General features: G+C 68.9%; 15 protein-coding genes. 9 read left to right on the top strand and 6 right to left on the bottom strand.

All coding sequences use genetic code 11. The features are described from left to right. Position 1 precedes the first annotated feature (1 nt). From H7I41_RS26195 to H7I41_RS26235, 9 genes are all read left to right on the top strand, one after another. The gene (locus H7I41_RS26195; RefSeq protein WP_264015546.1) at positions 2-1,309 is read left to right on the top strand and encodes an NADH-ubiquinone oxidoreductase-F iron-sulfur binding region domain-containing protein; all 1,308 of its coding nucleotides are present in this window, start codon (positions 2-4) and stop codon (positions 1,307-1,309) included. Continuing rightward, the gene (locus tag H7I41_RS26200) at positions 1,306-1,611 is read left to right on the top strand and encodes a ferredoxin (RefSeq protein WP_372503808.1); all 306 of its coding nucleotides are present in this window, start codon (positions 1,306-1,308) and stop codon (positions 1,609-1,611) included. Before H7I41_RS26195 ends, H7I41_RS26200 begins: the two co-directional genes overlap by 4 nt. Before the next feature lies 1 nt (position 1,612). Further along, positions 1,613-3,271 carry a thiolase C-terminal domain-containing protein gene (locus H7I41_RS26205; RefSeq protein ID WP_264015548.1) on the top strand — a complete coding sequence of 553 codons (1,659 nt, stop codon included), beginning with the start codon at positions 1,613-1,615 and terminating at the stop codon, positions 3,269-3,271. Then, on the top strand, positions 3,268-4,194 hold the full coding sequence (locus H7I41_RS26210) for a serine aminopeptidase domain-containing protein (RefSeq protein WP_264015549.1): 927 nt from the start codon (positions 3,268-3,270) through the stop codon (positions 4,192-4,194). The genes H7I41_RS26205 and H7I41_RS26210 overlap by 4 nt, the downstream gene beginning before the upstream one ends. Then, on the top strand, positions 4,194-5,012 hold the full coding sequence (locus H7I41_RS26215; protein WP_264015550.1) for an NAD(P)-dependent oxidoreductase: 819 nt from the start codon (positions 4,194-4,196) through the stop codon (positions 5,010-5,012). Before H7I41_RS26210 ends, H7I41_RS26215 begins: the two co-directional genes overlap by 1 nt. Further along, entirely contained in the window at positions 5,009-5,803 is a 795-nt protein-coding gene (locus H7I41_RS26220) for an NAD(P)-dependent oxidoreductase (RefSeq protein WP_264015551.1), read from the top strand. The genes H7I41_RS26215 and H7I41_RS26220 overlap by 4 nt, the downstream gene beginning before the upstream one ends. A gap of 120 nt (positions 5,804-5,923) precedes the next feature. Further along, positions 5,924-7,126, top strand: coding sequence for a cytochrome P450 (locus H7I41_RS26225; RefSeq protein ID WP_264015552.1), 1,203 nt, complete (start codon positions 5,924-5,926; stop codon positions 7,124-7,126). Positions 7,127-7,186: 60 nt separating this feature from the next. Further along, positions 7,187-7,387, top strand: a complete 201-nt coding sequence (locus H7I41_RS26230; protein ID WP_264015553.1) for a ferredoxin — start codon at positions 7,187-7,189, stop codon at positions 7,385-7,387. Positions 7,388-7,427: 40 nt separating this feature from the next. Next, positions 7,428-8,633, top strand: coding sequence for a cytochrome P450 (locus tag H7I41_RS26235; RefSeq protein ID WP_264015554.1), 1,206 nt, complete (start codon positions 7,428-7,430; stop codon positions 8,631-8,633). A gap of 45 nt (positions 8,634-8,678) precedes the next feature. On the opposite strand, the gene H7I41_RS26240 is transcribed toward H7I41_RS26235, so the two are convergent. The 6 genes from H7I41_RS26240 to H7I41_RS26265 all read right to left on the bottom strand — a co-directional run bounded on the left by H7I41_RS26240 (position 8,679) and on the right by H7I41_RS26265 (position 12,565). Further along, positions 8,679-9,245, bottom strand: coding sequence for a dihydrofolate reductase family protein (locus H7I41_RS26240; RefSeq protein ID WP_264015555.1), 567 nt, complete (start codon positions 9,243-9,245; stop codon positions 8,679-8,681). Positions 9,246-9,289: 44 nt separating this feature from the next. Next, entirely contained in the window at positions 9,290-9,574 is a 285-nt protein-coding gene (locus tag H7I41_RS26245; protein ID WP_264015556.1) for a DUF1330 domain-containing protein, read from the bottom strand. 31 nt (positions 9,575-9,605) lie between these two features. Beyond that, positions 9,606-9,797, bottom strand: coding sequence for a ferredoxin (locus H7I41_RS26250; RefSeq protein WP_264015557.1), 192 nt, complete (start codon positions 9,795-9,797; stop codon positions 9,606-9,608). Further along, a complete protein-coding gene (locus H7I41_RS26255) occupies positions 9,797-11,077 on the bottom strand; it encodes a cytochrome P450 (RefSeq protein ID WP_264015558.1) in 1,281 nt (426 codons plus the stop codon). Before H7I41_RS26255 ends, H7I41_RS26250 begins: the two co-directional genes overlap by 1 nt. Before the next feature lie 76 nt (positions 11,078-11,153). Further along, on the bottom strand, positions 11,154-11,723 hold the full coding sequence (locus tag H7I41_RS26260) for a carboxymuconolactone decarboxylase family protein (RefSeq protein ID WP_264015559.1): 570 nt from the start codon (positions 11,721-11,723) through the stop codon (positions 11,154-11,156). Further along, positions 11,720-12,565 carry a TauD/TfdA dioxygenase family protein gene (locus H7I41_RS26265; RefSeq protein ID WP_264015560.1) on the bottom strand — a complete coding sequence of 282 codons (846 nt, stop codon included), beginning with the start codon at positions 12,563-12,565 and terminating at the stop codon, positions 11,720-11,722. The genes H7I41_RS26260 and H7I41_RS26265 overlap by 4 nt, the downstream gene beginning before the upstream one ends. Positions 12,566-12,573: the final 8 nt, after the last annotated feature.

Below are 12,573 nucleotides of genomic sequence, written 5' to 3' on the forward strand. Positions count from 1 at the left end.
CATGAACACCACCGCCGCGACACCCGAACTCACCGTCGCAGCCTGGCCCGGCACCGCCGCCCGGCTGCTGCGCGACGACCTCGGCTCCGGCACCGAGGATCTCGCGGCCTACACGGCACAGGGCGGATACCAGCCACTTCCCGACCCCGACGGCCTGCTCGACGCGATCGACCTGTCCGGCCTCCTGGGCCGCGGCGGCGCCGCCTTCCCGCTCGCAGTCAAGCTCCGCACCGTGCGCGACAACGGCCGCCGCGCCGGCGGCGCGGTCATCATCGCCAACGGCGAAGAGGGCGAGCCCGCATCGGTCAAGGACCGCTGGCTGCTGCGGCACCGGCCCCACCTGGTGCTCGACGGCCTGCGGTTGGCCGCCCGGATCGTCGGCGCCGACCGGGCATACCTGTACGTCTCGGACAGCCGCGCCGCCGAGGTCGCCGCGGGCGCGCTGGCCGAACTCGCCGAACGCACCGACGGCCCGCCGGTCTCGGTCGTGACCGTGACTGCGGGCTATGTGGCCGGCGAGGAGACCGCGGCGGTCCGCTTCGTCAACGGCGGTCCCGCCAAACCGAGTGACAAGCCGCCACGGCCGTTCGAACACGGCGTCGCCGGGCTGCCGACTGTCGTGAGCAACGTCGAGACCCTGGCCAACCTGCCCTTCCTGCTGCGGCACGGGTCCGAGGCGTTCCGGGCCGCCGGGACGTCCACCTCGCCCGGCACCTTCCTGGCGACGGTCACCGGCGGTGGCAGGCCGGCGGCGTTGTACGAATTGCCGCACGGCACAGCGTTCTCCGAGCTGCTCGACGTGTACGGCGTGCCGGCGGACGAGGTGCGTGGCGTGCTGATGGGCGGCTACTTCACCGGGCTGATGAATCGTGACGTGCTCGACACCACGCTCGACCACGAGACGATGCAGCGGGTCGGCAGTGGTCTGGGCTGCGGCGCGGTGTCGTTGATCACCGACGAGTGCCCGATCGCGGTCGCGGCCTCGGTGATGGCGTACTTCGACCGGGAGAACGCCGGTCAGTGCGGCTCATGCTTCAACGGGACCGCGGCGATGTCCGCCGTGACGAGTGCGCTGCGCGACGGCGCGGCGACCACCGAGGACCTGGCGCGGCTGGAGCGCTGGTCGGTGGTGCTGCGCGGACGCGGCGCCTGCGCGACCCTGGACGCTGCGACGAACGTGGCGGCCACGCTGTTGCGCAGCTTCCCGCAGGAGGTCGCCCGTCACCTCGAGAGTTCATGCAGCTCATGCGGTTCCGCGTTGTACAACGCGATGCGGCCCTACGAGGTGGAGGCGGTGATGACACCGTGAGAGTGCGTCTCGACCGGACGATGTGCGACGGGTTCGGTGTCTGCGCGAAACACGCCCCGGAGTACTTCTCGCTCGACGACTGGGGCTATGCGTCACTGGTCGGCAACGGCACGGTGCCCGAGGCCGATCAGCCCGCCGTGCGGCGGGCACTGCTGGACTGCCCGGTGCACGCGATCATCGAGATGGTCACCGATGAGCGCTCGCCGCTGCCTCCGGCGGGCGACGGGCTGCCGCGCGTCGAGGAGTCCGACCCCGACCATGCCGACGTGGCGCGCGAAGCACAGATGATGCCGGGGATGTGAGATGACCGATATCCCGGGACGGCCGGTGCCGCAGCTGACGGCGCAGAACGAGTTCTTCTGGACCGCGGGCGCCGACGGCGTGCTGCGTCTGCAGCAGTGTCAGGACTGCGAGTCCTACATCCATCCGCCGCAACCGATCTGCCGCTACTGCCGCAGCCGCAAGCTCGAGCCGAGCGAGGTGTCGGGCAAGGGCACCATCGCCGGCTTCACCGTCAACCACCGGTTCGGCTTCCCCGACCTGCCGCCGCCCTACGTCGTCGCGGAGGTCGCGATCCTGGAGGATCCGCGGGTCCGGCTGACCACCAACATCGTCGACGCCGATCCCGACTTGGTCGCGATCGGCCAACCGGTCGAGGTGGCGTTCCAGCAGGTGGCCGACGTATGGCTGCCGGTCTTCACGCCTGCGAGCGACGCCGGACAGCAGCCGGTGCTGCCGACGGACGAGATCGCGCCTGCGGATTTCGGCAAGCACGTCCGGCCGATGTTGCGCAGCGACAAGTTCGAGGAGCACTCGGCGATCACGGGTGTCGGGGCCTCCCGGCTGGGCCGCAGGCTGATGGTGCCACCGCTGTCACTGACGATCGACGCGTGTGAGGCCGCCGTCGCCGACGCCGGCCTGACCTTCGACGACATCGACGGGCTGTCGACCTATCCCGGTCTGGACATCGCGGGGATGGGCGAGGGTGGTGTCAACGCGCTGGAGGGCGCCCTTGGCCTGCGACCCACCTGGATCAACGGCGGGATGGACACGTTCGGCCCCGGTGGCTCGGTGATCGCAGCGATGATGGCCGTCGCCACCGGCCTTGCGCGCCACGTGCTGTGCTTCCGCACGCTGTGGGAGGCGACGTTCGGGCAGCTGATGAAAGAGGGCAAGATGTCCCCGCCCGGGGGCGCCCGCACCACCAGTTGGCAGATGCCCTTCGGTGCGACGTCAGCGGCACACACGCTGGCGCAGAACGCACATCGTCACTTCGACCGCTTCGGCACCACCCGTGAGACGCTCGGCTGGATCGCCCTGAATCAGCGGGCGAACGCCGGTCTGAACCCGACCGCGATCTACCGCGATCCGATGACCATGGACGACTACTTGTCGGCGCGGATGATCACCACACCGTTCGGGCTCTACGACTGCGACGTGCCGTGTGACGGCGCGGTCGCCGTCGTGGTCTCGGCGGTCGACGCGGCCCGCGACCTGGCGAAGCCGCCGGTGTACATCGAGGCGGTGGGCACGCAGATCGTCGAACGCACCGACTGGGACCAGACCACACTGACCCACGAGCCGCAGGTGCTCGGCCAGGCCGCTCACTTGTGGACCCGGACATCGTTGCGGCCCAGCGACGTCGACGTCGCCGAACTGTACGACGGGTTCAGCTTCAACTGCCTGTCGTGGCTGGAGGCGCTCGGCTTCTGCGGGATCGGCGAGGCGAAGGACTTCCTCGACGGCGGCCACAACATCGCCCGCGACGGCGTGATCCCGCTGAACACCCACGGCGGGCAGCTCTCCCACGGGCGCACCCACGGCATGGGCCTGATCCACGAGGCCGTCACCCAGCTGCGTGGGGAGGCCGGCGAGCGGCAGGTGTCCGGCGCCCGGGTGGCCGTCACCAGCAGCGGTGGCCTCACGCCCAGCGGGGTGCTGCTGCTGCGGGCCGAGGCATGATCACCACGCCGCGGCCGCGGGTGGTGATGGTCGATAGCCTGGGCGACCTCGTCCCGATGTCAGCGCTGGTCGCCGAACCGGAGCACGAACCCCGGGCCGTGCTCGTCGCGCTGCACGGCGGTGCGAGCACCGCGGCGTACTTCGACTGCCCCGGTCATCCCCGGTTGTCACTCCTGCGCCTCGGCGCCGCACTGGGTTTCACCATGGTGGCGCTCGACCGCCCGGGCTACGGCAGTTCGGCGGCCTACCCCGACGCGATCGCCAGGCCCGAACACCGGGTGGCATTGGCATACGGCGCTGTCGACAAGGTGCTCGGCGCCCGCCCCCGGGGAGCGGGACTGTTCGTGCTCGCCCACTCCAACGGCTGCGAACTCGCCCTACGGATGGCCGCGAGTGACGATCCGCGCCGCGCCGAACTGCTCGGTCTGGCGCTCGCGGGCACCGGATTGCATTATCACGACGCGGCTTTGGACATCCTGCGGAATGCGTCGGCGACCCACCGGCCGCCGGGACTGCGGGCACTGCTGTGGGAGCCCGCCGACCTGTACCCCGCCGACGTGCTCAGCGGAATCACCAACTCGTCGACCGGCGCGCCCTACGAGGCGGGCATGGTGCGGGACTGGCCGCACCGGGACTTCCCTGCGCTGGCCGCCCAGGTGCGGGTACCGGTGCAGTTCGGCCACGCCGACCACGAACGGGTCTGGCGGTCCGACCCCGATGCGCTTGCCGAGATCGGCGCGGCGTTCACCGCTGCCCCGCGGTTCGTCACCGAGGAAGTCGTCGGCGCGGGCCACAACCTGAGCCTCGGCCTTCGCGCCGCGGCCTATCACCTCAAAGTGCTGTCGTTCGTCGAAGAGTGCGTCGTCAATGTCGAGGTCGCCCGCGAAAGCCGGTCGGCAGGAATCGAAGTGGAGGCCGGCTGATGCGGGTTGGATTCATCGGGCTGGGAAGCCAGGGCGCGCCGATGGCACGGCGGATCGTCGAAGGGGGACACGAACTCACGCTGTGGGCCCGCAGGCCCGCGTCGGTGGAGCCGTTCGCGGACACCGCTGCCAAGATCGCGGACACCCCGGCCGAACTGGCCTCGGCCAGCGACCTGGTCTGCCTGTGCGTGGTCGGCGACGACGACGTCCGTCAGGTGCTCTCGGGTGAGACCGGGGTGCTTGCCGGACTGGCGCCGGGCGCCGTCATCGCCGTCCACAGCACCGTGCACCCCGACACCTGCACAGAGATCGCCGAACTCGCCGGGCGCCACGACGTCTCGGTGCTGGACGCACCGGTCAGCGGGGGCGGCCCTGCCGCCGCCGACGGCACACTGCTGGTGATGGTGGGTGGCGCCGAGGCCGACGTCGAGAAGGCCCGGCCGGTGTTCGCGACGTACGCCGATCCCGTCGTGCACCTCGGCCCGCTCGGCAGCGGTCAGGTTGCCAAGATCCTCAACAATTTGCTGTTCAGCGCCAACCTGGGCAGCGCCCTGAGCGCGCTGGAGCTCGGCGACTCACTGGGCGTGGCCCGCGACAAGCTGTGCGAGGTGCTGGTTCGCGGCTCGGCGACCAGCAAGGCGGTCAGCAGCATCTCGATGTTCGGCGGCACGGTGGAGGGACTGGCGCCCATCGCGGGAGCGCTGCTGCAGAAGGACGTCCGCCACGCGGCAAGCCTCGCCGCCGCCGCCAAGGCGGCCGAGGGATCGGTGTTCACCGCGGCCGACACCGCCCTGCAACACATGGATCACCCGCGATGACCGACGTCGGTTTCGTCGGCGCCGGCCGGATGGGCGCACCGATGGTGGCGCGTCTGGTGGCCGCGGGCCACACCGTGCGCGCGGTCGGCCGGACGGCCGAGAAGCGTTCTGCGGTAGAGGCGTTGGGCGCCGCGCCGGTCGACGATCCGGCCGGCGCGGCCGACGGCGCCGACGTCGTCATCGTCTGCGTGTTCACCGATGACCAGGTCAGGCAGCTGTGCCTGGACGGCGACCTGGTGAAGGGCATGCAGCCGGGCGCCACGCTGGTCGTGCACACCACCGGCAGCCCGCGCACGGCGCAGGCGATCGCGGAGCGGTTCTCCCATGTCGAGGTCGTCGACGCACCGGTCAGCGGCGGCCCGCACGACATCGCCGCGGGCTCGGTGACGCTGTTCGTCGGTGGGCCCGACGACGCGGTGACCCGACTGACACCGTTGCTGTCCGCCTACGGCGACCCGATCCTGCATGCGGGAGGTACAGGCGCCGGGCAGCTGGTCAAGCTGGTCAACAACACCCTGTTCGCCGCGCAGATCGGGCTCGTCAGCGAAGGCGCCAGACTGGGCGCCCGGCTGGGCGTCGGCGAGGGTCCGCTGTTGGCCGCGCTGACCCACGGCAGTTCTCAGAGCCGGGTGCTGAGCATGATCGCCGCCGCCGGTTCCACCGGGGCGTTCGCCTCCGCCGTCGGGGAGTTCGTCGGCAAGGACATCGCCGTCGTCCGCGACACCGTCGCCGAGCTCGGTGGCGACCTGGGGTTGCTGGACGCACTGGTAGAGGCGGGAACTCGTGCATGAGGCCGCCGGTTCGGGCGATTCGCCGGAAATAGGCGCATACTTCGATGATAATTTTGAGACTTACAGTCTCTCAGATTTCCGTAACGGTTCGGCCCTGATCTCGCCGCCGAGGAGGATTCCATGACCAAGCCCAAATTGGTGTTCAGCCCGTACTCGCAGGAGTACTTCGACGACCCCTACGAGATCTACCGGCGGATGCGCGACGAGACCCCGATCTACTACGACGAGGAAGACGACTTCTACGCGCTGACCCGGCACGCCGACGTGGCGGCGGCGCTCAAGGACCACGAGTCGTTCTCCTCCACCCGCGGGTGTCACCTGTCCATGATCAAGTCCGGCCAGGGTTTCCAGAAGTCGATCATCTTCATGGACCCTCCGGAACACCGCTTCATGCGCAGCCTGCTCAACAAGGCGTTCACCCCCCGGGCCATCCAGTCACAGCGTGAGACCGTCGTCGATCTCGTGCAGCACTACCTGTCCCAGGTGGATCCCGACGGCTTCGATGTGGTGCAGGACTTCTCCGGCCCGTTCCCGGTCGAGGTGATCACCCGGATGGCCGGCGTTCCCGAGGAGTTCCGCCAGCAGGTGCGGCACTGGATCGACAAGGGTCTGGAAGTCAAGCCAGGACAGCTCTATCTGTCCGACGAGAACATGCAGGCCAATATCGATGCAGGGGTCTACTACTACGGCCTGGTGCAGGAGCGGCGGCAGAACCCGCAGGCCGACATGATCAGCCGCCTGATCGCCGCGGAGATCCCCGGCGAGAACGGCGAGATGCGCAGGCTCGACGACGTCGAGATCACCGGCTTCGTCGCGCTGCTGGGCGGCGCGGGCGCCGAGACAGTCACCAAGCTGGTCGGCAGTGCCGTGGTCGAGTTCGCGCGCCATCCCGAACAGTGGCAGATGCTGCTCGACGACCGCAGCCTGGTGCCCGCCGCCGTCGAGGAGTTGCTGCGCTACGTGGGCCCGGTGCAGTACAACGTGCGCTACACCCTCAAGGAGACCGAGGTGCCCAGCGGCACGATCCCCGCGCACAAGCCGGTGTTCCTGATGAAGGCCGCCGCCAACCGCGACCCGCGGGCGTTCGACGACGGCGAGACGTTCGACATCACCCGCGACCGCGCGCAGGCGCAGAACCTCGGCCTCGGCTACGGCATCCACAGCTGCCTGGGCGCTGCGCTGGCCCGCCTCGAAACGGTCATCGCGCTGGAGCACCTGCTCGACTTCATGCCCCGCTTCGAGGTCGACTTCGACGGTCTGCAGCGCGTCACGATGCAGAACGTCGCCGGCTATCACCACGTGCCTGTGCGGGTGATGCGGTGACCAAGCGAGAAGCGGAGCGGGATCGCGCATGACCCAGCGAGAAGCGGAGCGGGATCGCGCATGACCCAGAAGATCGAGGTCGACTTCGGCCTCTGCGAGAGCAACGGGGTGTGCATGGGCATCATCCCGGAGGTGTTCGACCTCGACGACGACGACTACCTGCACGTCCTGCAGGACGAGGTCACACCCGAGAACGAAGAGCAGATCAAAGAGGCCGTGCGGCAGTGCCCGCGACAGGCCATCGCCATCCGCGACGAGTGACCGACTCACCGGCACCCGCCGCGGCGAAATGAGAGAGTGAATGACCACATCGAAGCTCGTGTTCGACCCCTTCTCCGAGGAGTACTTCAACAGTCCCTGGGAGATATACCGGCGCATGCGTGAGGAGGCGCCGGTCTACTACAACGAGGAACAGGACTTCTACGCGTTGTCCCGGCACGCGGACGTGGCGGCGGCGTTCAAGGACTGGGAGACGTTCTCCTCGGCGTACGGCCTCGACCTGGCGATGGTGAAGTCCGGCGAACCGCTTCCGATGAAGATGATCATCCTGATGGACCCGCCCGAGCACCGTCAGATGCGCAGCCTGGTCAACAAGGTGTTCACCCCGCGCGCGATCGCGAACCTGAAGCCGATGGTCATCGAGACCATCGACCAGTGCTTCCGCGCCGCCGACCCCGGGCACTTCGACGTCGTGCAGGAGTTCTCGGCGTTCTTCCCGGTGGAGGTCATCACCCGGATGCTCGGCGTCCCCGAGGAGCGCCGCCAGCAGGTGCGCCAGTGGGTGGACACGTCCCTGCACAGGGAGCCCGGCCAGGTCGAGATGTCCCAGGAGGGCATGCAGGCCATCGCGGAGGCGATGGGCCTGTACTACGAGTTGATCCAGCAGCGGCGCGCCGAACCGCAGGACGACATGTTCACCCGCCTGGTGCAGGCCGAGATCCAGCGCGAAGACGGCCAGATGGAGAGCCTCGACGACTTCGAGATCGCCGGCTTCGCCACACTTCTGGGCGGCGCGGGCGCTGAGACGGTCACCAAGCTGATCGGCAACGCCGCGGTGACGTTCGCCCAGAATCCCGACCAGTGGCAGAAGCTGCTCGACGACCGCAGCAAGATCCCGGCCGCAGTCGAGGAACTACTGCGCTACGAGGCGCCCGCCCAGTACAACGTGCGCCGCTCGATGAAAGAGGTGACGCTGCACGGGGTCACGATCCCCGAGGGCAAGCCGGTGTTCCTGCTCGGCGGGTCGGCCAACCGCGACCCCGAGGCCTTCACCGATGCCGACACGTTCGACATCGACCGCGACCGGACCGAGGCGCAGAACCTGGGCTTCGGGTACGGGGTGCACAGCTGCCTCGGCGCGGCGCTCGCCCGGATGGAGAGCGCGATCGCCCTCGAGCGGCTGCTGGACTTCATGCCCCGCTACGAGGTGATCTGGGACGACTGCAGGCGGGTGGCGATGCAGAACGTCGCCGGCTGGTCGCACGTCCCGGTGCGCGTCCTGCGCTGACCGACCCGGGGCGCGGCCGCACGCCACCCGGCTGCGCATCTCCGGTCAGTCGCGTTTCGCCTCGTAGCGCAGCAGGACCGTGCCGCCCGGGAAGGTGCGGTTCTCCACCAGCCGCAGCGAGATCCATGACGGCAGTGCCGGGAAGAACGGTGTGCCGCCGCCCACGGCGGTGGGCGCCACGACGATCCGGTACTCGTCCACCAGCCCGGCCGCCACGATCGGTGCGGCCAGCGTCGCGCCGGCCACCTCCAATTGGCCGTCGGTCTCGGCCTTCAGCTTCGTCACCACCTCGACCGGGTCGCCGCGTTCCAGGCGGGAGTTCCAGTCGACGGACTGCAGGGTGCGCGAGAACACGACCTTGGGCATGTCGCGCCAGATCTGTGCGAAGTCGACGATCATCGGGGTGGCGTCCGGAGCCTCGTCGGCGGTCGGCCAGTACGCGGACATCAGGTCGTAGAGCCGCCGCCCGTAGAACGCGCACGCAGTCTCCCGCTCGAAGTCGTTCCAGTACTGGTGCAGTTCTTCACTCGGATCCGACCAGTCGATGCTGCCCTGCGCATCGGCGATGTACCCGTCGACCGACACGGTGAAGCCATAGATGAGTTTGCCCATGCAGATCAGACTGCATCACAGGGCAGAACTCATCGCGCGACGACTCAGAAGCCGGAGAAGATCGCGCCGTTGCAGTCGGCGGCGGCCTGACGCAACTTGAGCGCCTCTTGGTATTCGTCGGAGTAGTACCACTCCTTCGCGGCGTCCACCGATTCGAACTCCAGGAGCACCGTCTGCGTGCCGTGCCACTGCCCCTCGATGGCTTCCACCGCAGGACCGAACGCCAGCACCTTCGCGTTGGCCATCGTCTGGCTGGCGAGCTTGCCGTATTCGGCCATGCCTGCCGCGTCCTTGACGTCTTCGGTGATGATCACATAGCCCTTGGGCATGCCGGAGTCCTTGTCTCTTCGTGGGTTTCGGTCAGTCGATCAGGTGGATAGCGCGCTCCGGGCAGTTGTCGATCGCCTCCTGCGCCGCCTTCTCCAGCCCGGCCGGCACATCGGGGGGATCCGCCGCGGCCCATCCGTCGTCGGTCAGTTCGAACACCTCGGGGCACAGCGTCAGGCACATCCCGTGCCCGGCGCAGCGATCCTCGTCGACGGCGACACGCATCAGAGGTCGAACTCGAGGTGCAGTTCGGTCAGGCCGCGGAGAATGTAGGTCGGGATGTAGGAGTAGCGCCGCTGCCCCGCCGGACCGTGTTTCTCCTCGGAGATCCGGATGTCGGTGGTGCGGTCGAGCAGCCGTTCGAGTCCCACCCTGGTCTCCGCGCGCGCCAGCGGGGCGCCCGGGCAGCTGTGGATGCCGCGGCCGAACGCCAGGTGCTGGCGGGCGTTCTTGCGCTCGGGATCGAAGCTGTCGGGATCCTCGAAGCGGCGCGGATCGCGGTTGGCCGCACCGTTGATCACCATCACGGTGCTCCCGGCGCCGAGCGCCTCCTCGCCCACCGTGGTCGGCACCCGCGACATCCGGAAGTCGCCCTTGACGGGGCTTTCGATACGCAGGCACTCCTCGATGAAATTGCCGAGCAGGCTGCGGTCCTCGCGCAGCCTGCGCTGGACGTCGGGCTGGTCGCCGATCACCTTCAGCGCGGTGCTCAGCAGCCGCACCGTGGTCTCCTGGCCGGCAGAGAAGACGTTCGTCGCCACGCGCACGACGTCGGCGACCTCGGGCATGGTGCCGTCCGGGAACGCCGCCGTCGCCAGCCCCGTCAGCACATCGTCGCGCGGTTCGCGGCGACGGTCCTCGACGTAGGAGGCGAACACCTCGTAGAGGTACTCCAGCGGCGTCTTGGTCAGTGTCTTGTCCGCGTTGCCCAGGCCGCTTCCGTGGGTGCCCCTGGCGAGCCGCTCGATCAGCTCGGCGCGGTCCTCCTCCGGCACACCGAGTAGGTCGGCAATCACGCGCAGCGTGAACGGCCCGGCGAAGCCCTTGATGAACTCACCTTCCCCGGGCGCGAGGAAGTCATCGAGGATGTCGTCGGCGAGCTGCCACATCGCGTCCTCGTTCTCCTTGAGACGCTTCGGCGTGATGAGCCGCATCAGGAGCGCGCGGTGATTCGTGTGGGTCGGCGGGTCCAGCGTGGGCAACTGGTCGCTGAACGGGATCTCGTCGCGGTGCTTGACGATGAGGTCTGACAGGTCGGTGTTCTCCAGGCCCTCCAGCGGCACCGGGAAGCCGGGGAACGGTCCGGTGACCGAGATGCAGGAGGAGAAGCTCTCCGCGTCGTTGTAGACGTCGACCGCTTCCTGCCACCCGGTGACCATCGTGACGCCGTACTTGTCCTCGCGGCTGACCGGGCACTTGCTGCGCAGCGCGTCGTAGAACGGGTACGGATCGTCCAGCACACGGGCGTCCCGGAAGAAGTCGACCGCCGTGAGGTCCTCCGCCATGTGTGACTCCGTTCGGATCGAGCGAGAATGTGATTCTCATCTTTGCGTATCAGGTTTTCACACCGGTTGCGCGCCGTCAACGAGTGGAGCGCTCGGCCCCGTCCCGGCGCCCCGGCTCGTCGTCCTCGTCCTGGATCTCGAAGGTGTTGACCGCCGTCGCCAGCAGGTCGTAGCAGCCGACGGTGAAAACGAGGTCCATCCGCTGACGGTCGTCGAACACCCGCCCCAGCGCATGCCACGTGGCGTCGGTGACGGCATCGCGGTCGTGCAGTTCGTCGGCCGCGTTGACCACCAACCGATCGGTCTCGTCCGCGGGCGCGCCGGCGTGCACGCCCTCGATCTCGGCGTCGGTCAGGCCGGCGCGGTGGGCGATCGGGACGTGGTGGTGCCACAGGTATTCGCACCCGCGGCGCTGCGCCGCACGAAGCACCGCGATCTCGCGCACCCGGTCCGGCAACGTGGAATCGCGCAGCACATGGGCGTTGAACGTCAGGTAGGCGTGGGTGAGACCGGGATGGTGCAGCAGCGTCGACAGCACGTTGCCCGCGTCGCGGGGATTGCGACGCTCGGCGGGCAGCAGCGACCGCAGCGCTTCACGGCTGTCATCGGTCCATTCGCCGTCGGGCAGCGGCGCCAGGCGGGTCACTGGATCGGTTCGTCGCCGAGCACCGTGGTGCGCAGCATCTCCCGCGGCGAATCGGGGTCGTACGGCGCCGCCCGGTGCAGGACGCCGTTGTTGTCCCAGATGACGGTGTCGCCGACCGACCAGCGGTGGCTGTACACCAGGCCGGGCTGGGTGGCCCGGTCGAGCAGCTCGGCGAGCAGGGCCCGGCCCTCGTCGAGGTCCATGCCGACGACGTGGTCCGCCGAGGCGCCGAGCACCAGTGACCGCCGGCCGCTGCGGTGCGTCCACACCAGGGGGTGCTCATGGGTGGGACGACTCCGCCACTTCGCCACCTGCTCCGGTGAGGGATCGGGCGTGATCCTGCGCTGCGAGGCCTCCAGCGAGTGCACCACCCGCAGTGCCCCGAAGCGGTCCTTCTCCTCGTCGCTGAACGCCTCGTAAGCGGCGTAGGAATTCGCGAACTCCGTCTCGCCGCCGCGCGATGCCACCTGCTTGGCCGACAGCACGGTCGCCTTCTGCGGACATTCGTCGTTCAGCGGCGTGCAGCCGTCGATGTGCCAGTCGAACGTGGCGCGAAGGTAGGCGGCCGACGAGTTCTTCGACTTGTCCAGCGTCACCGGGTAGATGCCTGGCACCGGGTGGTGCCCGTCGGAGGAGTGGTCGATCTCGCCGAGCCGGCGGCAGAACTCGACCTGCACCTCGGGCTGCAGGCCCAGACCGGGGAACACCAGCACGCCGTTGTCCTCCAGCGCGTCGAGCACCGCCTCGCCCAGCGAGTCGTCTCCGGCCAGCCGGTCCGGGTCGACGCCGGTCACCTCGGCGCCGACCGAATCGGTCAGCTTGTTGATCGTCAGAAGGGTCATGCGTGTCC

This window comes from [Mycobacterium] manitobense (genome assembly GCF_025821665.1).
Classification (GTDB): Bacteria; Actinomycetota; Actinomycetes; order Mycobacteriales; family Mycobacteriaceae; genus Mycobacterium; species Mycobacterium arseniciresistens.